This window comes from Acanthopleuribacter pedis (assembly GCF_017377855.1).
Lineage (GTDB): Bacteria > Acidobacteriota > Holophagae > Acanthopleuribacterales > Acanthopleuribacteraceae > Acanthopleuribacter > Acanthopleuribacter pedis.
The window spans coordinates 35,670-58,016 of record NZ_JAFREP010000034.1 but is presented as its reverse complement, the minus strand read 5'-3'; the positions used below and the strand labels follow the sequence as shown (position 1 = coordinate 58,016).

Here is a 22,347-nt window from a genome sequence, read left to right as displayed (position 1 = left end):
TGAAATCGCTGTGAGTACACAGGTTACAACCGAGGGCAAACGCAGCGGGGCCGGCCATTCGGCGTAGCAGCGCTACGTCGAGGCTGTCCCACCGTTGTGAAACAACGGTGCAACCAAGTAACCTAAGTAATCGCAGCTATTTCAACGCCGGAGCAGAACTTCGGGTGAGAAATGTGGGCTAGATTTCGAGAACCTCGCCGACCCCTGTTGTTTTTCTTTTTTATGCAGTTTTGAAAAGGTGATTCCTATGATTCGGATTTTGTATGCACTGTCCTTGTGGTGTCTGATTCCCCTGTTCGCACAGACCCCGCCCGCGCTCACGATTGACCCCTTGCCCGAAATGACCCAGGCAACGCAAATCACGTTGGCGGGCACGGTGGATCCGGTGGATACCGCCCTGACCATTGGGCAAACGCCGGTCACCGTCGCGGCCGACGGCTCCTTTTCCCAAGTCTTCTCGCTGGAGGACGGCTACAACAACTTTTTTATGCGGGCCGAACACCCCACCCGGGGTTTGTTACAACGGTCGCTGGTTTTCTACCGCGACACCCAGGCACCACGCTTGCAATTTACCGATCCCAGCAGCGATCATGCCGTCAATCGCGCCGACATCACCATCAGCGGTACCGTCCGCGACGACTGGGACCAAGACTTCGAATTGCGCCGTGACGGGACCCTGGTCCCGGTTACCAACGGCTTGTTCCGCGACGGCGGCATTACTTTGAGCGCGGGCGACAATAGTTTCACCTATACCGTCAGCGACCGCGCCGGCAACCGCAGCAGCGAAACCATCACCCTTGCTTTTAACGACCAACCGCCCACGCCCCACATCACCGCGCCGACCCAGGTTGCCGCCGGTGAAACCTTCCCGCTGACGGTGGCCTTTGATCAACCGGACGACATCACCGCGGCAAAGGTGCTCGCCGGCGATGCGACGCTGCACCAAGCCGACAACGGCCAAACCTTCGCAACCACGCTGACGGCCACCGCCAACCAAGCCACGATCCTGATTTCGGTGGAAGCCGAGGATCGCTATGGCAACCGCGCCGTGGGTGAACAAGTCGTGCAACTGCATCACCCCGCCTATGTCCACGGCCGCGTGCTGGACCACACCAACAGCCTTCCCCTGACCGGCGTGAGCCTGCGTTTGACCACCCCGCTTGAAAGCCGCGACCTGGTCACCGACGGCGAGGGGCGTTATCAGGCAACCCTCACCGGTTCGCCACTGGTCCTTGCCGTCATCGACCCGGCTTACGTCGCGGCGCGGCGCCGCGTCGAAACCACGGGCGGAAGCGGGCGCCGGCTCACCGATTTACGCCTGAGCCCCCGCGGTCCGCCGCAATCGCTCAGTCTCCCCTTCCAGAACGACCAACTCGACATCCGTTTGCAAGGTTTCAGCGGCAGCGCGCGCATCACCCCACTCGCCGCCCAAGCCATGCCCGCCTTGCTCCCACTCGGCTGGGTCCCCCTCGCTGGTTTTGAGGTCGCCGACACCACCGGAACCGGAAACATTCAGGTTGGGTTCACCAACCTGCCAGGTCCCGTTCCCGCCGGATCAGCGCTCCACCTGTTCCAAAACGCCGACGACGGCTGGCGTTTGCTGCAAACACTGACCGGCCCCAACCCAAGCGCCCAAATCAACGGCGTCGCAAACAGCAGCTTTGTACTGGCCGCCGCCGAACCCGGTATCCGTGTACCCGCGCCGGCGGGCACCGTCCGCCGCGACCGCGACCACGTGTTGCGCGCCGCCGAATTGACCCAAGTCCAGGTCGATCCCGAGGCCGTATCGCTGCTGCAAACGCCGCGCACCACCGTCTCCCTCTCGGCCAAACCGACCGCGGTTTCCGGTTCTTGGGCGCGGGTCCATGTGCTGGAACAACACCAATTGCGCAGCGGTTCCAGCGACGTTCCCGAGCACTTCCTCGACATCCAGTTATTCCGCAATCCCTTTGCGCCGCAAGCGGTCCCGATGCAAGGCGCTTTTGCGGTGCAATCCCGCCGCGACATCAACCCCGAACAAACCAACAGCGCGTTCATCAAGTTCACCGCCTATCCCGGCACACGGCGGCTTGAGGATTATCGCTTCCAAAATGTCTTTGAACTGGATGAGTTAGCGCTCGACTTCGGCGCCGGCGGTGACCAGCGACCAATCAGCCTGGTGCGCCATACCCCCGCCGACTTGCCGCTCATTCACGGCGCCCAAACCGTGTTCGGTTTCCAACTAAACGTCGGTGACGCGGACCCCTTCCAGCCGGTCTTGTCCTTTGACTACCCCGCCCGCCAAGCCATGATCCTTTTGCGCCAAAGCGACCAAGGGGATTGGGCCTTCGTCGGCACCCTAACCCGCGACAATGACCGCTGGCGTAACGACGACACCACCGTCGTCGACACTGACGGCTGGTACGCGCTGGTGGCCTTGGATCTGTCCGTCGGCACCATCGCGGGCCGTACGCTGTTCGATAACAACCCGCTCGCCGCCGTTGTCCTCCGCTCCCCATCCCACCCCTGGATCGCCGAAAGCAACGCCGACGGCAGCTACCAGTTTCTGCTACCCACCTGGGACCAAACCCAAACGATCACCGCGCTTCACCCCGCCACCGGTTACAACGGCACCCGCGATTTACCCGCGGTCGACGCACCACGCCGGGACGGGGTCGACATCAACCTCACCCGTGCACGCCTGGCCCTGGTGCGCCACACGCCCGCCGCGGGCGAAATCGCGGTACCCACCTGGGCCTTCATCGACCTTGAGTTCAGCCAAGCCCTGGCCTGGGACACGGCGTTGCTCGCACAACAGGTCAGACTCACCGGCCCCGCCGGCGCCGTCCCGCTGCGGTTCACCAACCGACTCGGCTACACCGGTCTGCGGCTCAAAGCAGCGCAAGCCCTTTTGGCCGAAACCGAATACCGTGTCAGCCTTAGCCCCGATCTGACCGCCGCGAGCGGTGACCGTCTCGAGGTCGCCGGCGAATTCACCTTCACCACCCATGCCCGCACCGAGGAAACGCCCCTTCGCTTGGACCCTTGGTTCCTCGCTCACAACGGCACGACGCTGCAACTCAACATCCCGGCCGAAACGGTTCCCGCCCGCGCCAAGCTGGTCGTGCTCAACCTGGATACCGCCTGGAGCAGCACCGAGACCCTGACCGGCGGCGCCATGGTTCGCGACCTCGCGGGTGACATCGGCGACCGCATCCAAATTGAGGTAACCACACCGGGTGGCGCCTTCGCCACGCGTTTGTTGGACACCGTGAAAACCGGCGCCAACCGCTTCGTTTTGGGCGCACGACCTTTTGACCTTCAACTCGCCGACGGGATCACCCTGCAAGTCGACACCATCAGCAACGGGTTTGGCCGCGAATTATCGTGGCGTCTGGCCGACGGCGCCGAGTTGTCCGGCCTCCAGAACAACCTTGTCGCATCAACCCGCGCGACCGGTCCGCTGCTCGCGGGCGTGGAACTGCGCGCCCTCGACGGCGATCCGCTGCCGTTCCTCGAAGGACGCATCGCCTGGGACCTGACCCCCTATCAAAGCGACCTCACGGCCAACCCCGATCACCTACTCACCTTGCGCGAATACCTGGATGGGATTCAGGCGCCCACCGACCCGCGTAACCCGCAAACCATCGCGGGCCACAGCATCGCGCAACTGCTCGATATCCAGCCGATTCCCTCTGAGACCAACGATCCGGGCAAACGTTCCTTGGCGCGTACCGTCTTTCTCGGCATGACCCTCGGCGGCCTTGGAAGTTACGCGCTATTGGGCATGGAGCTTCATCCCGCCAACACCTTTACCGCCAACCTCTACACCCTGCGGGAAGAAAGGCTACCAGCCGGGGTTAACCTAACCGATCACCAACTTGCTTGGGCCGAAGCCGGCGACTGGTTTATCCCTCAAAATTTCACCGAGGACAACCGACCGTTCCGCCCCATTAAGTACGCCCCCATCTACGAACTCTTTGAGCCTGCCGGCCAACCGGAATTCCGTTTGGTGGCCATGAGTGACAAAACCGGACGCACCCGCATCACCACCGTCCCGGCGGTAAACCGTCCGCGCCTTTACGCCCAAGACCCTGTCTCCAACGCCGTCACCTTTATGAGCGGCCTCAGCACCGGTCCCAACATTCGAGGCCATGTGGCCTACAACGCCGCCGCTCTGCTGGTTTGGCCCGAGGCGAGCGAACCCGGGGACCGGGTGCTCGACTCCGTCAAATTTGAATACAAGGTCGTTGATTACGTGCTCAAGGACGACACGGAAGAAGCCGTCGTCAACGAGGCGGAGACCAACCGCCTGGTCAAACTCGGCAAGTTCCAAGTGGATCAAAAACGCGGTATCCGCGTCACCCTGACCAGCAAAAACCTCAACATTCGCACCGCCCAATTTTCGGCCGAATTCCTCGCCCCCACCCAGGTCGCCCCCAACGACAGCGGCAAAGATGTGGTTTACGAATACCGCGCCTTTCCCGACAACCGCACCTTCGTCACCCTGACAACCACCTTCGAAACCGAGGTTGGACAACCCCGTACCACCCAACGCAAAGTCTGGCTGATCCACGAGGGCCTGCCGCCCGGCAGCGATCCGCTCAGCCCACCCACCGTGACCGGCAGCTTGCCCGCCGACAAAGACCGCGACGTGGCCGTCGTTGACGCGGTCCAGGTCTCCTTCAGCGAGCCGGTCAGCCGCATTAATCGCGAAACCGTGCGCTTGAAAGACAGCGAGGACCGACCGGTGACCTTGCTTTTTGAAACCGCCGCCGGCGCGGCGGTCGCGCCGGGCGACTATGTCACCGAATTGTTTGTGCGACCGGAAGCCTCGTTGCGCATGGACGAAACCTACGAACTGGAAATCCGTGACCTTGAGGACCACGACAACGTCAAGCTGGAGATCACCGACCCAGCCGGCATGCCATCCAACACCTTTAAAACCACCTTCACCACCCAGGAAGCCGATCCCTTCGAAATCGCGCAAACCCCCTCGAATGAACGCGCTTTTGCAAGCTACCGCAACCTGTTGATCCAGGTAAAACAACGAAGCGCCGAGGCACGTGGGCGCACCGGGTTCACCATCGAAATCATCGAACCCGGCAAAGCAGATGAACCCTGGAAGGTACTGGACAGCCACGAAATCAAAGCCCCCACCGAAATCAAACCGCACATCGCCTTCATTTCCGCGCAGGCGCGCAACAGCCCCGAGGGCGGCGAGATCGGCAGCCTGGAAGCGCCCGGCCTCGAACCGGTCAAAAGCCTGCCCCACGGCAGCTTGATCGCGTTATTGACGTGGGATACCGTCGCCGCGATCAACCGCTTTTACCTGTTCGAATACGACGGCGAGGGGTTCCACGGACTCGGCCGCCACACCCTGATTTCGCCGGGCATCGTTGAGGACATCGCCGCCCACGGTCCCTTCCTGATCTTCGGTCACGCCGGCTTTAACGACGGCGGCGAACCCATCGGTCGCATTGAGGTTCGCGATGTGCGCAGGTACCTCGAGGTCATGGAAACCATCAGGGAAGCCCAGGTTTCCCCCGTGCTCCAATCCCATCAGTTCAAATACGCCTTTATCAAAGCCGGTCTCAGTGCCCGCTACTTCTACCCACGTGCGGTCTTCGATCTGGCCCCGCTTTACCACATCGGCGAGGAAGAAGAGCACCTCGCCTTCACGGCGGCCTCGCTGTGGTATCCCGGCATCGGCACCCTCAAACCCGGTGAGGACAGCTTCCTTTCACCCGAGGATACTTGGTGGGACCAACGCCTGCTCACGCGCACCCTCTATCCCCCGCAAGCCCCATTTCAGGCGCCGCCCGCCGATCAAGCACCGGGCCGCCGCGGTGGGACCCGCCTGCGAACCGCCGTCTTGCAACAGGTCGGGGTGCGCGACGGTTCCCTATTCAAAGACATCGATATCGCCCTGTTCACCGAAATTTACGGCAGCACCGAATCGCCCAAAAGTAACCTGCACCTTTACGAGATTCCCCGCCAAAAAAGCGCACGCGAGGCGGACGAACCCAAGTTACCCCGGGTCACCTTGCAGTTCCCCAGCCGCATCGTCAACATCGCCACCGACCATCAAGAGGGCTTGATCGCCCTCACCCTCAGCAAAGGTTTGAAAAGTGAAGTGGCCGGGCACCACGTGGTGCTGATGGATATCCGCGCCGTTTACGGCGCACTGCAGGCCACGCAAACCGAAACCCTCGTCGTGAGCCCCGAATCCGAATTCATCATGGCCGAGTTCGGCGCCGAGGAAGGTTCCGCCGTGGGTTTCTCCTTGTTCTTCCACGAGGGTTCGGTGTATTGGACCAACGCGGAAGAAACCCTTTACCGCCAGCCCGTTGCGCCCGTCGCCCGACGCGAGGTCGGCTGGCTCTCCTACGACATGACCGCCTGGAGCCAGGACCCGGATGAAGGCACCGAGGCCCCCAACCCCTTCCAACGGCAAACGACCGTCATCTTGCAGGCCACCGACTTGGAACGCGACCAAAACGACACCGGCCGCGTGCAAACCGAGCAAGTCACCCGCACCTTTACCACCGAGGTGGGCACCTTTCAGGTTCAGCTTTATCCCAAGGAGGAATTGAAGCTGGTGTTCCGCTGCCTTGAGCCGCGTTGGGAAAAAACGTTTGAAACCAAAGCCGGCGTAACCTCGCGCATGGTCAGCGTCAACACCCGCGAAATCAGCCTGTGGCTGGGAGACGCCGCCATCCAAACCCTGCTGCGGGAACGCGGTCTGTTGGCCTTTGAGGTCGACGTGGAAATCACCCATGAGGCCAAAACCCGCGTCGCCATGCGCTATCCCTTTGTGCTGGATTACGTTACCCCACCCACCAACGACCCCTACCGTTATTACGAGGGTGTCGACCTGGTCAGCCGGACCCCTGTCGTCAGCGCGACCGACACGGTCATAAGCAGCCGCGATCCACGCTTATCCCTGGCCACCCGACGTTACCATCACCAGGATTTGGGTTACACCATCGGCACCTTCGGTGTCGGCATGCGCGACAGCAACGCGATTCACCTTGGCACCACCACCTGGTTCCGGCCCGGCGACATCCCCGAGGGTTACAACCCACTGACCGCCCTCAAGGCACACCAACGCGTGATTGTCGGCCAACCCGGCTTATGGCGCGAGGAAGCCTCGCTCGAAGAAAACGGCAACCAGGCCAACTTCCGTGCCGATCCGCTAAGCAAACTCAAACGCGACGGCAACTGGCAACTGGAACACCAGGAAACCATGCGTTCCCAGTGGCATACCCGCCTACCGCTACCCGTGTACAGCACCCTGTTCGCGCGGCTGAATCAAGAACAAAGTGGTTTCGACCTCTTCGAGGAAGACACCATCGAAGAACAAGACCGACTCGTTTACCCGCTGATGCGTTTCCAAAGCACCACCGACATGCCGGGCGCCGCTTGGGGCCGGGTTGTCGAACAAGAACGGGTCGACCTGCCGTGGGGCAACCGTATCGAGCGCCGTAGCGACAAAAAATTGCAGCGCGCCCTGCCCGTCACCATCGCCGAGCAAACCGCCGATCCGGCTCCCCTTCGTGAGGTCAAGCGCGCCTATGGCGCCTACAAGGTCGGCCGTTTGGTTCGCAACGTCCATTTCGACGGTTTCGAGGTGGATTACGTCTACGACCCGGACGGTTATCTCACCGAGGTCCACGAACGCGCCACCAAAGACACCGAGGTGCGTACGACCACCTATCATTGGGAATCACTGGACATCAAAGCCGGCAAACTCGAACTCAAACGCCTCATCTCGATTGAAGGCCAAACCAACGACGGCCCCTTGACCCTGGCCGCTTGGACCTACCGCGGCCCGCGCGACGCCACCCTGCAAACCTTCAGCAATCCCTACTGCGCCGCCGACACCACCTACCGCTTCACACGGGTCAACGGCGAAACCCAATCCGTCACCGTACCGAGTTGTGACGGCGTCACCCCACCCTGGACGGTCACCTTCGACACAACCACCCAGCGCCGCCTCAGTAAAACCTGGCGCCGAGGCGAGGCCGGCGGCAGCCTCACCTGGGAACGCCTGGCGCTTGAGGAACCATTTGACTGGCGCCTCACGGCAGACACCTACCGCGACCAAAGATTCACCTACGACCAACTGGGACGAACCGCGACCGAATCCATCGACGGCTTCCTCAAGACCTGGACCTACCAGGAAAGCGAACACTTCAAGTTTTCACCGGCAAGCCTAAGCTACAACCCCGGCCATGACCAGGGTCAAACCAATATTCAATTTAAGAAGGAAGCAGAAGGCGCGCGATGGGTCATCACGGATACCACCAGCCCCGGCAGCCCCAGCGTGACCCAGGACTTTTCACCAAGCGGCGTACCCATTCGCCGGTTCGACATCACCGGCATCCCGACCGGGGCGGAAACAAGCCAATCCTATTTCCCCAAGGGTGGTGACGTTAAAACCTTTACCGCCGCCAACCAAAAAATCAACCTAAAGACCGGGCAACAACTCAGCCATACCACCACCAACCGCTGGGGACAAACCACCTCCGCCACCTACCTCGACGCGAAAACCACCCTGACCTACGACCCCTTGGGCCGCCTGGTTCAAGAAGACAGGACCAAAGACGGCGGCGCCAGGATCCTGCGCACCTACACCGTCGCTTACGACGCCGGTTTCCGTGTTGAGACCATCCGCGACGAGAGCAACGGCAGCGTCACCACCTTGCGGTTCGATCAGCGCGATTTGTTACGACGCGCCGAGGTCTCCGGCGGACCCGCGCCTGGCGGCACCGCTTACCAATACGACGATCACGGCCGCCTGACGGAAACCGTCGATACCGCCGACGACAGCTTCAAATCCACCGTCACCTACTTCGGGGTAACCGGCACGCCGACCCAAGAAACCTCACCCGCCGGGACCATTGCCTACGACGTAACCAACGAGGGCGGCATCCTCGTCAACAGCGCCACCATCACGCCGACCCATAGCCGCCCTGATACCATCGGGCTAAAAATTGACGCCGTCGGCCGACGCGTCGGTGACCGGATGGACGGCATCGGCGATGTCGCCATCAGCCTGGACGCATTCGGCAACCCCCTGGAAATGCAACTGGCGAATTCCCCCAATATCCCCGGTGGCGCCGCCAAAGCCGCCCCCGACCTGCTCTTTAGCTGGAGCTATCAAGCGGGTCAAGTCACCTTGTCTGACCATCTCAACCGAAGAGAGGTGGTTACCAAGGCGCAAAACCAGCGTTGGGTGGACACACGGGTCATCGAAACGCTGAAGAAACAGGATTTTCTGCTTAACCGGAAAAAAAACAACGCTGACCGGGTCATTCCCGAATTTGGGAACAACAGCGACACACGCCGATACGACGTCGAAACCAACATCATTGGCAAGAGGCTGGAACGAAAAATCACAAACAACGAAAGCGCGCTCACGAGGCGCTTTCAAAGTGACGGTTTCGGTTATCCCACGCGTTTGACCTTCGGAAACCAGTCGATTACCACCTCGAATCCCCACAACGAAACGGACGGCTTTCCGCAAACTTGGACCCACTCAAACGGTCGCGGCCTGACCCTCGCCCGCAACGCCGCAACCCAGACAACGGGGATCACTTCCGCGAACCTGTCCTGGGCCTTTGATCACGACGACCGCGGCCGGGTTAACGGGCAAACCGATGCACGCGGGCTCAACCTTTCCTACGCCTACCAGGGCGCAAGCGGTGTCATTGATAAAGTGGAAACCACCCAAGCCAACCAGGCGGGTGGGGTCCTTACCGAGACCGAAGCCGGGCAGGGCATAAGCACCGCAATCCAAACCCACCGCACCTGGCTGGGCGATGAGGTTAAAACGGAGCGCAACACCACCGCGCTCGGTTTAACAACCCTCACCCGCGACGGGAACGAGGCAACCGTCTTGGTCGATCCCGTCACCAACCGCATGGGGGAAATCAGAAATTTCACCGGCGAATCCACCCAGTTCATCTGGAAGTCCCATTACCAGCAGGTGGAAGCCAAAGGCCCCGACGGCACCGGCGTCGAAACCTTTTATGACCAGAACGGGTACTTCCTCGCTCAGGGCGTCCTCGATACCGGCGGTTTACTGACCCCGACCCTTTCCGTCGAACGCGATGCAGCGCAACGGATTAAAGTCGCCTACACCGCCGAAGGAACCCTGCGCTATACCTATGATGATGTGAACTTGGTCCAGGTGGATCACAGCGACGGCACCTCCATAAGTTACGATTACGACGCAAATCAAACCCAACCCAAAACCATTACCCAAAGCAGGGGCGGGCAGGTCCAAGAAACCGTCCACATTGAGTACCACGAAAACGGCAATCCAAAATGTGTGACCGTGGAAACCGCGGGACGGCCTGCCGAAAGCTTCCACTACAGCACGCATGGGGATCTCGTCCGCCATCAACGCGCGCACCAACCTTCAACCCTGGTTTCCTTCAACGCCTGGGGCGTTCCCAAAGAACTTAACGCCGGTGGAACCATCCATCAGCTTTTCCGTGACGGCGATTCCAGTAAATTGAATTTCCCTAACGATGTCACCATCGACATCAATGCGCGGGGTTTGCTTGAACAGATCGGTTATCCCGGACTCGCCCCGAAACGGTTCCAATACGATGCCGACGGCCGCCTCACCGACATGGTCGAGGGGGCAAACCACATCGCCCGGTCGTTGCAGTGGCAGAACGGACGGGTCACGCGCATCACCGCGACCCCGCCGGCAACCACCGCTACCGGCGGCACCCTCCCCGCGATCCCCGCCGAGGATTTGGTGCCCGCTTATGATTCAGACGGCCGCCTCGTTCAATTGGACCGCATCCCCAGCGGCGATGTGGGTCTTCCGAGCCGAGAAACCCTTACCTACGCGACCGACACCGACGACCTAAGCCGGATCGAACGTTACCAAGACGGCAACGGGGTCACCCAGATTTATGGGTACCGAAACAACCGCCTGACCAACCTAACCATCGAAAACGGACCGTCTTTTGTGTTTTCCCACGACGACGGCGGCAACATCGATTTCGTCGCGGCGGGCGGCCTGTCCGCGCGTTACACGAATTGGGAATCGGGCTTTCCGACCAACATGCAGTGGGGCGACGGGACCAACTTCCAAATCGGTCTTGATGGACAGCAACGTTTGACCCATGTCCAAACCAGCGACCAAGATTTCGCGCTTCAGATCACCTACAAAAGCGGCAGCCAAATTGACGGTTGCGGCAACGGCGCCGACTACCAAGGTGCGCTGATTGACTCGGTCACGCGCGCGGGACCCGAATTGCGCGAAATCCTTACCCCCGAATTCAACCCCGGCAACCAAACCCTGCGTGGGGTGAGCGTGGAGCGGCACATCGGTGAACGCGCCCCGCCCGCCAACACGGATCCTGAGGCCGAGCCCACCTACGAAACCCTCTCTTTCCAAGAGGATTACGGCTCAGGGGAAAAGCAACTCCTCCAGCAACTGTCGCTGGTTCTGTCTCAAGAAGATCCAGATAACCCCGGACAAACCAGACAGGTCCAACTGCGCAAACGCGCCGCCACCGGCGGCGACGGACCGCGCGTCAACCAATTAAACACCTGGAACCCCTCGGAAACCATCGACCCAACCCAACCCCCCGCGAGCACCGCCACCCTAACCTATTCAAGCGCCAACGGAAACCTGGAACAGATCAGCGCACCGAGCTTGCCAAACCAGGAGTTCGCGTGGGATGGCGAACGCCGCCTACGCGCCATGCGCAAAGACGGGCGTACCTACGAATATGCATACGACAGTGGGCACCGCCGTATCCGCGCGGCAACCTCACTGAGTCCCAATCCCTTGGTTTTCTCGTACCACGGCTCGAAATTGATCGCGGTCGGTGTGAACCAAGCAACCGGCATCAGGTGGACCCATGCCGTGGCCCACGGCCCCATGGGACCGGCATTCATTGTGGATTTGGAAAACCAAAACAACAGTTATTACATCTTCAACGACCATCTGGGCACGCCCTTCGCGTACAAACGCCTCGGTGACGACAAGGTTTTTTACACCCCGTCCAGTCCCTACGGCGAGGACTGGTGGCAAAGCTTCGAGGTCCCCGAGGCCTCGAGAGAAACCACCAACACCGCAAAAGCGACCAACACGGTCAACCTAGGAACGGGTTTTGAACGGCCGCCCTTCGCCCTGTTCAACGCGCCTTTCCTCGGCTTGGGCGGCCACATGCGTGACGAGGACACCGGCCTCATCTACATGCACCACCGCTACTACAGCCCAGAGCTCGGCCACTTCCTAAACCCCGACTTCCGCGCCCCCAACATCTACGACCCCACCACCTTCACCGAACCCTACGCCTACGCCGCCGGCAACCCGATAATGTTCTGGGACCCGAATGGTTTAGCCACAGGAATCTTTTTCGACGGAACAAACAACAAACCTAATGACGAGACAAACGTTTGGAGACTCTATTTAGCCTATAATGACAACCAAAAATATTATGCTTATGGAATTGGTTCGGGTTTTCACGCTGACGGGACACCTTATTCCACCTTTGATGGAATTAGCCTAGAAGAGAAAGCAACAGGTAATTCGATGGAGGAACGCGTCCAAGACATGTTGAACAACCTTGAGAACGAACTCAGAAAGGGAGACAAAGTAGTAGATGTTTTTGGTTTTAGCCGCGGCGCAGCATCGGCAACTTTATTTTTGAACAAAATTCAATCAAAGATCGATGCTAAGGATGAGTTATATAAGGACATTAAGGTTAGGTTTGTCACCTTGTTCGATCAAGTCCCTTCAAAAAGGGGCGCAATAAGGCAAACACTTGGCAGTGGTGCAGACTATCTCGGCGCGATTGTTACTTTAAAGTTTTGGCAGCCAAATTCATACGCTCGCAATGCAAACAATGAAGGCTTCACTCTTCCAAAGAACATGACTTTCATTCATCAACCAATACATTTAATTTCTATTGACGAACAACGCAAAGAGTTTGCGGTTTCCGATTTACAGGGTGCACTTCAAGTTGGTTTTCGTGGTGTTCACTCAAACGTAGGCGGTGGATATGGAGGCAGTATTTTTGAATTCATAGCTCGGCAGTTTGTTATTGACATGTCTGAACACTACGGCTTAACACTATGGGATGAAACAAAATTAGCCTCAATGGGCGAGGACTACCGTGAAACATACGAGCAGTATAAACAATATTTCTACATACAAGGGCGGGGCGTAAAAAAACGATTAAAAGACTCTCCCACCGATAACGGGAAGTGGTACTTTAATGACGGTGAATATCGCCACCTGCCTAAGAATCTAGTTATCCATCCAAGTGCAATGTGGTTCAGTGAAAAACCTAAGAACCCCATGCGTTATAAGTATCTAAAACTCGATGGGTTTTCTATTCCACCGCATTGGGGAACCCAAATCCCTCTGCCTTGATTTACAGACAAGTGGGATCCTTTTCCAAGAGTTAAAGAAACTAGTTTTTCTGGGCATTTCTTAAACCCCTTTCCGTTTTCGCCTTAGAATTCACTCTAAAAAAACCCAATAACTCCTAAGAATCAACCACTATCTATAAAACCATTACAACCTACCCCAATCATACCTCATTCTGAAGTCATACACTTCTATAGACAAAACCAAAAAAGCAGTCGAAAACGCTTCATTTTTCGCCACCCAAAGGTCTACTTCAGGATACCCAGCCTGTCTTCTTCAACTTTTACCGAGTGTTCCAGCTCCATTTTCAAAGTAACATTATATGGCCCATTCTTTATCCACACCAGCTTCTAAAACATAATCTATAATTAAAACTCGGGTGGATCATAAAGCAGAGCCAGAAAAAGAAAAACCACCGTCAAAAACACATGCATTAGTGAAAAGGCCAAAACCTTCAAACATGCCATTAAATAAGTCGCCTCAGTCCCACGCACTCTTAAGAAGTAATAGACAAGCGGCGTTAACCAGAACAACGCACCGTACTGAAAATTCGCAAAATCATCACCCAAATCTAGATAATAACTAACAGCAGTCACAACATAACTCACGAAAACAACCCAAAAAACTTTCCGCGACAAAACATTCGATTTCGACACCCTCAAAAGCACTAAATAAACAAAAATAAATGGCGCGTGCAAAATAAGAAAAGTCAGTTCAGGTATAGGCATTTTACCCTCAACGTGTTTGCAAAAAAACCTTCTCAAAAAAAGCCCTGGCACTAGGAAACGCTATCACACATTGCCCCCCAGAGTTCCAAAAAATAGAAAATCAAGGAATGGAAAAGGCTGCCGGGGGAGAGTCTTCTGCAGGCCGTAGGGGAACAGTCTTCTGCAAGGGGCTGGGTGATTTCGTTGATTCACTTCCTTTTCGGCCCATCCTTTTGTTCCACTCTACTTCAACGCCGAACTCCGGTTCCTCTGACTTACACTTTTCTAAAACACGCCGATCAAGAGCACGATAACGAATGGGATCATGCTTCGATCAGCGTGGCTTCGAGCGTTTGTGCTTTGCTTCTAATCCGCGGGTTAACCGCCCGCGCAGGCGGAGGGATGCGTTTCCTCCTCCTTGCCCCAGCGAGCGGCCAAGGTCGCGCGATCCATGCTCAGGTTCCAGCAATCGGGTTGGTCGTCGGCGGTGAATTCAAAGCCGCGCCGCAGGTAAAAGGCGGCCACGGCGTGGTTGTCGGGGTGGACGTTAAGCTGCACCCCTTTGATGCCCGGCATCGACGCCAAACCTTTCAGAAAGCGGTCCATGATCCGGCCGCCAATGCCGCGACCTTGTGCGCGGTGATCGATTTGGAACCCGAAAAAATCAACCCAGCCATTGGTTTGGTGCAACCAGCAGAACACACCAACCGGACGCGCCTCCGTCCAGACGCCCACCATTTGGACCGGGGCTTCCTGCACAAATACTTTGTTGCGAAATAGTTCGACCGGGCGAGGTACGAAGGACTTTTGCGCCGGTTTCAGCGCGAGTTGGTGCAACCACGACCAATCCTCAGGTTTTAGCGGCTGAACCCGCGCCGGCGGCGGTTCACCACCGACAAAACCATGGTATGCATGGGTTTCGGACGCGCGAACCGGTTGTAACGACTTGGCCCAGCGGCCCAGCCAGTCGCGCACGCTTTGGCCCTCGCCCTCCGCCGCGGCGGCCTGCTTCAACGCCCGCCCGCGTTCACGCTTGGGCAGTTCGAGGAGCGTGGCGGCTTGGTCGGCGAATGCCGTTACTTTGGCCAGAACGGTTTCTTCGTCGTGACGCAAGCTATTCGGTATGGCCTGACTTGGGTTCATCGCAATCACCCTGCCCTGCCCCGACACCGTGTTTTCGCCCGCAAAGCCACGCCGGGTTTGGCGCGCCAAAAATGCCAACCGGCGCATCGCAACCAATGCGCGGCCGATAGGTTCCGATTCCGAGCCGTTTTTTCGGCCCGGCACGAGCAGATCCAAACAGGCCGTCACCGAGGAAAAGTCGTTTTCGCGCAGAACCCCGATAAAAAGGTTGTCGCTTTCCTTGTCCGCGGTAAGCCCGTGAAGCCGCGCGACCTTCTGGGTGCCGTCGATGAAGCCGTAATTCACAAAAAAGCGGGTGCGCGATTTGGCGCCGTAGCTCATAAAGACCTCGACACCCGCCGCGAGGGCACGGGTGGCGGTAAAACCCAAGCCGGCCCGCGACAAATACAGGGCCGCGCCGGGTTCTGCACCCTGACCGGGAAAACATTTGCCGCCGTCGGCATCCTGGTGGTGGTTGTACAAATCGAGCAAGGGGATCAGCGCCGGTTCGCTTGTGCCGGAGACAACCGGAACATCAAAACAGCGTGCGTTCACCGCGGTCATCGCCCACAAAAACTGTTGCTCTGAAAACCGCGTGGCGAAATGGGGCACTGCCTCCGCGAGTGCTTGGTAATCCGCAAGGATCCGATCACGGCGCGCCTTAATCCACAGCAGCGCAAAAGTCCCTTGCAGCGGCTGGAGTGCCGCCTCGTCCCAAAACAAGGGCACCTCGTCGAAACGCTCGGGCAAGCTGTTGATGTAGGGTCGCCAGAACGAGTCGGGATCGGCTGCTTCCTGCAGCAGGAAGGCCGCCAACAGACTGTGTTCCGAACGCAAGGATGGATTGGCCGCCTCAATGCAGCGGCCGATCCGCGAAGCCCGCGCTTTGTCGCCACACATCATTAGTTTGCGCGGCACCCAGCATAGGGCGGCACCCGACTTGATCGGTTGCGTGCTTTGCACACCCCGGTAGCCGGGCGCCAAAGTTTGGACCCTTTGACCCGGCAGGGCGGCCCCGTGACAGCGTGCCCAACGGACAAGGTCCTGAATCAATGGATCGGTATGTTTTGTGGGATGGGTCATCGGCTTCCTCCTGGTACGGCCCTAGCCCGCACCGGAAAAAACCATCCGTACCGCACGAAACAAAGGACCTTTCGCTGTCACCCTGAACATAGATCCCACCTTGGGGATACGCCGGCGTGGCTGTCGCAAACGGCGGCGGCGCACGACCCAAACGGCGCCGACGGCACGTATTTCGGTCGCGAACGGCAGCATTACTTAAATAAGTCCCATCCACACCCGCCACCCGCCAAAAACTTGACGCGGGCGTCTTGCAACCTTAGGCTTTGGATTATTCAGGATGTCTCGGTCCCATCCGTCCTTTCCCGAGGTCTCATGGAACAACCACCGCCCCACCCGCCCGACCCCGCGCAACAACAGCGACTCCAAAAGCTGTTCCATCGGCTTGCCGCGGAACAGCCGCGTGCCCTCGAAGCCCAGCTCACCGCCTTGAGTTCGGACCCCAAACCAGAGGACAACGCACCGTTCTCGCGGCTCGCGGCCAAAAGGACCGACCTCGACGTGGGCGGTACCTGCGGACCCTTTCGCATCCTTGAGAAGTTGGGTGAAGGCGGCATGGGTGCAGTCTACCTGGCCGGTCGCGACGAACTCCCCGAACACCGCGTCGCCCTCAAAACCCTGTCGGCCTGGCATCCCGATTTACGCGCGCGCTTCGAAAAAGAGTGCCGTATCCTTGCCGGCCTCAAACACGACGGCATCGCCCATTTGGTCGACGCCGGCGTTTTGTCGGACGGCCAACCCTGGTTCGCCATGGAGTACGTACCCGGCACCACCCTCGACGGCTGGATCCGTCAACACCAACCCGACCTCAAAACCCGGCTCCACCTCTTCCTCAAGATCTGTGAAGCCGTTATTTACGCGCACCAGCAAATGGTCATCCACCGCGACCTGAAGCCAGGCAACATTATGGTGCAGGATTCGGGTACCCCCAAGTTGCTCGATTTCGGCATCGCCAAAATGCTCGACGCCGAAACGGGCACCCCGTTGACCGTCACCAACCGCACCGACCGCATCCTCACCCCGCAATACGCCTCACCCGAGCAGGTTAACGGCGAACGGCTCGGCACCGCCTCCGACGTCTACAGCCTCGGTGTCATCCTTTACGAGTTGCTGACCGATCGCCTCCCCTACCACTTCCGCGGCGGCGCCCCCCTCGAAATCATGCGCGTCATTAATCAGGCCAACATTACCCGGCCGAGTAAGTTACGCGGACAAACCGGCCACTCCGGCGGCGCCTTCACCCGCCAACTGCGCGGCGACCTCGATACCATCACCCTGAAAGCCCTGGCCCATGATCGCAACCGGCGTTACGCGGCGGTGGACGACCTCGCGGCCGATATCCGTCGCTACCTGACCGGCATGCCGATCACGGCCCGCCAAGCATCCACGGGTTACCGCTTCCGCAAATTCATCAAGCGCCATCCTTGGCCGGTGGCGGCGGTGCTCGGCATGGTGGCCTCGCTCAGCTTGTTTTCCGTCTACGCGACGGTCCAGAACCAACAGACGGCACGCCAGCGCGACCTCGCCGAACAACGCCTCGCCTCCTCCCAACGCTTGACCGGGTTCCTGGTTTCGATGTTCGAACAGATCGATCCCGACTTGGCCCGCAACCACGACATCAGCGCACTGGAAGTGATGGAGGCGGGCCGCCGCCGACTCAACACCGACTTGGACGAAGACCCGGCGGTCAAAACCCTCCTGCTCAACACCTTGGCCCGGGTCTACGCGTCACTCGGCCGCTATGACCAAGCCGAGGCCCTGCTGGTCAACGCCCTCGAATCAGGCGACCCAAACCAGGTGATGGAAACGCGTTTCGCCCTGATCCACACCCTGCAGAGCGCGGGCGATTACAAAGGCGCCCAAGCACAATTACACCTGGCCGAGCAGGAAGCGACGGACGACCCACGCACGCAAGCGCGCCTTAACCAAAGTCGCGGTCACGCCGCCTTGCTGTTCGGCCGCTACCCACAAGCGCAAGCCGCCTTTGACGCGGTCGGCGCTTCCTCCCAATTACTCCCTCCGGAGGAACAGGCCCAACTCATCCAAGGCCGTGCCCAATTGGCCACCGCGCGCGGTCACTACGACCGCGCGATCCAATACCGTAAAGACGTATTGGCCCTGCGCCAACGCCTCCACGGCCGCGCCCATTCCCAAGTGGCCTCGGCCCTGGCCTCCTTAAGCCTGACCTACCTTGAAACAGACCAACGCGACCAAGCCAAAGCGTACATGGATCAAGCCGAAACCCTTTACCGCGACATTTTTGGCGAAAAACACCCACATTGGGTCAACTGCCTGCAGCGGCGCGGCCAGTGGGAACGCCTCCAGGGCAACTACGATCAGGCGCGCGAGCTTTTTGAGCAGGCACGCGACTTGGCGCTGGAACTCCTGGGGGAGGACCATCCCTGGACCGCCAACGTGATTCACCACCTCGCCGTGCTGAACCACAACCAAGGCGATTTCCCCGCCGCCGAGGCACTGTACCGCCAAACCGCCGACATTCGCCGCCGCATTTTGGGCGCCAATCACCCGGCTTTGGCGACCTGCTTGGGTAACTTGGCTTATCTGAAGCAAAACCAGAGTGAATACGACGCCGCGGAAGACCTGTTGCGCCAAGCCATCAGCATCCAAATCGAACGCCTGGGCGAACAACACCCCGATCTGGCCGAAAGCTATCAAACGCTGGCGCTGATCCACCAGCAACGCGGCCGCTACCGCCAAGCGGAACCCCTGCTGCACAAGGCCTTGTCCATCAAAGTCGCTGCATTGGGCGAAAACCACCAAAGTGTTGGTTTTCTGCTCAACAACCTTGCCGGCGCGATGCAGGACCTGGGCAAGCTGGACGGCGCCGAACGGCTGTACCAACGCACCCTCACCAATTTGAAGCACAACCTGGGCGACAAACACCGTTACGTGGCGGGCACACTCAACAACCTCGGCAGCCTCAGCCAGGACAAAGGCGATTATGCGGCCGCCGAAAATTATTACCGCCAGGCCTTAGACACTTATTTGAAAACACTTAAGGAAGATCATCCCGCCGTCGGTCGCGCCCAAAACAACGTGGCCATGGCGCTGTTCCTGCGCGGCGATTATGCGGCCGCCGAACCCCTGTTCCGCGCGTCGCTGGCCACGACCCGCGCCGCGCTGGGCGAGGATCACCCCTCAACCGCGGTTCGGCTCGGCAACCTGGGTCGCTTGCTGTTGGTCGTCGGTAAGTACGCCGAGGCGGAACCCCTGATCCAGCAGGCGCTGCCCATATTTAGAACCAAGCTGGGAAAACACCACCGGCGCGTGTTCCAGACGGAAGCCCTTTGGGCCGATTTGAATCAGCGCCGCGGCGACCTTTCCCAAGCAAAGACGCGCTACGAAACCCTGTTTGAAACCCTCGACGCGCTGCCCGAGGCGACCCGACCGCGGCTCGCCATGGAACGTGCAAAGTTTGCCGAATTGCACCTGCTCAGCGGCCGTATCGAACGCGCTGAAGCCGTGCTGACCCAAGCGGAAAAAGAGGCGGGCGAAGACCCAGCCCCGTTTTTGCAGGCCGCGCTCCATCTGGCACGGGCCAAACTGTTGCGTGGCCAGGGCGATCCCACGGCGGCCGAACCCCACCTGGAACAGGCGTTGGCCCTACGGACCGGACGCCTTGGGGAACACCATCCCTTGGTTGCGGCAGTGCGCCTGGAGCAGGCCGAACATCTCGCGGCGCGTCAACGGTGGCGGCAAGCACTGGAGACCGTGGAGGGCGCGCTTGCCGCCGCGACGGCACTGCCGGAGGAACACGAAAGCCGGGCCGCGATGCACAGTTTAAAAGGGTTGATCCTCACCCAGGTAGGTGAACAAGAAGCAGGTCAATCCTTGATGCGAAACACGCGAGAAACGCTTTCACGCCGCCTGGGTGAAGGCCATTACCTAACCCGGGAGGCACAAAAGCGGCTCATCAAAGACCCCTAACCTTCAGCCGGCTTATTGCCAAACCGATTTTTGGGCCAATTGGTTAAGCATAAAGTTGTGATCATTCCTCAGGTTATACTCGAAGTTATCGCACTTTATGATCATACTTTCGTGGTTTTTAATATCCTTAAAAGCCAACGGTTGCTTTTGGACCTTCTTCGGTTTCATCTTCATCTTCTTCTTTTTACTCTTAACTTCATCATTGTTTTTCTCGTCTTTTGGAACCACCCCGGTTTTCTTAACAAAATCAGGATTCTGATTCAGAATGTTCCAACTTTTTTCGTCAATTTTGTTATTTGTACGAATATTTTCCAAACAGTCAAGTTGTACCGATACTTGATTGGCTTTCTGCTGCATGTTCATCAATTCGTTATGATTGTTTTGGATTTGCTCTTTCGTAAATTCTTTGTTGGGCTTTTTCGGAAACCAAGTGGTGAGGTTTTCTTGCGATTCTTCATCGATATTTTTGGCGAACTCGTTTACACCCACATTGGTATTTCCGTCAAAAGAAGCAACGGAGGAGGCGACCGACGCTCGATGGTGAACCGGCGGAGACACTTGCCAAACCATCGTATCTGGGAATTTTGAATGGTTCTCATGCACCTTGCCTGAACCTTGGATAAAGCTATAGTTCCCATCTTTAATATTCATGGATACCGATATATGATCTTTTTGGAACATTTCGGCACCGATATAACCACCACCTGTCATGTTTTGGTTGCCAACGCGGCCATACAAATCATTCCCCGAGATAGATGCGTGACCACTCCCTTTGGAAGCGTCGTACTGCCATTCCTTCAGGCCCGCCGAAAGAACCTGAACATGGGAGGCCTTGTTATCATGATCCGTGACACTCGCAAAATAACTGCTTCCGTAATCTAAGCAGATCGCAACCGCCATATCCAAGCCTGTTTTCGGTGCGCTAAATCGGTTTGATTCATCATTAAATTTGGCCTCCACCATCTTTTGATCAACCACTTGGTCAGGATCAACCACCGAAATCTGGGCGGGATAGGATACGTACTGCTTTTTGAGGTGTTTGTCTTTAACATCATAAAGCACCACGCGGCTGTCGGCATTGGAGGGGACCATCTTATTGACAATTTTGGCTTTACCGTTTGGTCCCCCCTCGATCACCACGGTTGCGTTTTGGACCAATTTACATGCAGTCTCTTCTTTCACGACCAGAGGTTTCTCCTTGACCGACTTACACACCTTGGCAAATTCTTCCATGGTGTTTAACTTTTTAGGAATTTTGAAGGCCTTATTGTCTAATTCCTTCTTATCATCCATGGCGAAATTCTTTTGAAGTTCATTCTCGATGGACAAGGTACGCGGCTTGTTGGGTTGCTCCAATTTTTTGTTCCAGGCATCACCCACCGCGGCAAGGATCCGACGAGGCTCGCTTAGTTTTTCGTATTTCTCTTGGGTAGCGTCGGTCATTTCTTGGTAAGCCTGTTCCAAGTCTTTCAGCGGAACGTCGAATGCCTTGGCAATCGTTTCCAGATGCTGTGGCTTGATATTTTGTGCCGCGACTGCCGGGTGCATCGCAATAAAGGTTCCCGGTGCAAACACCATACCCTCGAACTGTTTATCGGCGGCCATCGCCCGCAAACTGGTCACCACGCCCCTGACATCACTTGCTTTAATGGGGTTATCGGTGTCATTAAGAAAAAGCTCCGGCATACTGATCACCTGTACGGTACCGGGTCGGTTGTCCATTATCTTGCCGTCTTTGGCCATTTGTGCCACGCCGTTGAAAACCATTTTGGCACGCGATTCAATCGCTTGTTTACCGGCGAGGTTATCGGGCTTTGATTTTTCAAAATTGACAGCCAACTGTACCACCTGAAGCCGTTTGGCCTTGGGCTGGTTTTGGTTCAGTTGGATGGCCTCAATCGAAGTGGCCGAGCTGTTGGTTGCATGATGGTTGTTTACCTGGGGCATCTTGCTCGACGCGGGTTGGTTGGCGACATTTAACTGCAGCGGGTTGTTCTGCGCTTGTGCCGTCTGGTTTAAAGGATTTTTGGCCTGTACGTTGTTGGATTTTAACTGTTGCATTTGCATGGCGTGCGGTACTCCTAATCGGTAAGGGGAAAA

At 58.0% G+C, this 22,347-nt stretch carries 5 protein-coding genes; 2 read left to right on the top strand and 3 right to left on the bottom strand.

Annotation, left to right across the window (positions count from 1 at the left end):
* Window positions 1–247: 247 nt before the first annotated feature.
* Window positions 248–13,393, top strand: a complete 13,146-nt coding sequence (locus J3U88_RS27935) for a phospholipase effector Tle1 domain-containing protein (protein WP_207862306.1) — start codon at window positions 248–250, stop codon at window positions 13,391–13,393.
* 365 nt (window positions 13,394–13,758) lie between these two features.
* On the opposite strand, the gene J3U88_RS27930 is transcribed toward J3U88_RS27935, so the two are convergent.
* Both J3U88_RS27930 and J3U88_RS27925 read right to left on the bottom strand, forming a co-directional pair.
* The gene (locus tag J3U88_RS27930; protein ID WP_207862305.1) at window positions 13,759–14,118 is read right to left on the bottom strand and encodes a hypothetical protein; all 360 of its coding nucleotides are present in this window, start codon (window positions 14,116–14,118) and stop codon (window positions 13,759–13,761) included.
* Window positions 14,119–14,475: 357 nt separating this feature from the next.
* Window positions 14,476–16,302 (bottom strand): GNAT family N-acetyltransferase, encoded by a 1,827-nt coding sequence (locus J3U88_RS27925; RefSeq protein WP_207862304.1) that lies wholly within the window; start codon window positions 16,300–16,302, stop codon window positions 14,476–14,478.
* 312 nt (window positions 16,303–16,614) lie between these two features.
* Here J3U88_RS27925 and J3U88_RS27920 point away from each other — a divergent pair, with 312 nt between their 5' ends.
* Window positions 16,615–20,247 (top strand): serine/threonine-protein kinase, encoded by a 3,633-nt coding sequence (locus J3U88_RS27920; RefSeq protein WP_207862303.1) that lies wholly within the window; start codon window positions 16,615–16,617, stop codon window positions 20,245–20,247.
* 12 nt (window positions 20,248–20,259) lie between these two features.
* Here the strand turns inward: J3U88_RS27920 and J3U88_RS27915 are convergent, their stop codons facing one another.
* Complete coding sequence (locus tag J3U88_RS27915; protein WP_207862302.1) at window positions 20,260–22,314, bottom strand: hypothetical protein; 2,055 nt, start codon at window positions 22,312–22,314, stop codon at window positions 20,260–20,262.
* Between the last annotated feature and the right edge of the window lie 33 nt (window positions 22,315–22,347).

What these genes read in the sequence shown, in the direction of transcription:
- J3U88_RS27935 (WP_207862306.1), top strand. Translation starts at nt 248, where the DNA reads ATGATTCGGATTTTGTATGCACTGTCCTTGTGGTGTCTGATTCCCCTG.
- J3U88_RS27930 (WP_207862305.1), bottom strand. Translation starts at nt 14,118, where the DNA reads ATGCCTATACCTGAACTGACTTTTCTTATTTTGCACGCGCCATTTATT.
- J3U88_RS27925 (WP_207862304.1), bottom strand. Translation starts at nt 16,302, where the DNA reads ATGACCCATCCCACAAAACATACCGATCCATTGATTCAGGACCTTGTC.
- J3U88_RS27920 (WP_207862303.1), top strand. Translation starts at nt 16,615, where the DNA reads ATGGAACAACCACCGCCCCACCCGCCCGACCCCGCGCAACAACAGCGA.
- J3U88_RS27915 (WP_207862302.1), bottom strand. Translation starts at nt 22,314, where the DNA reads ATGCAAATGCAACAGTTAAAATCCAACAACGTACAGGCCAAAAATCCT.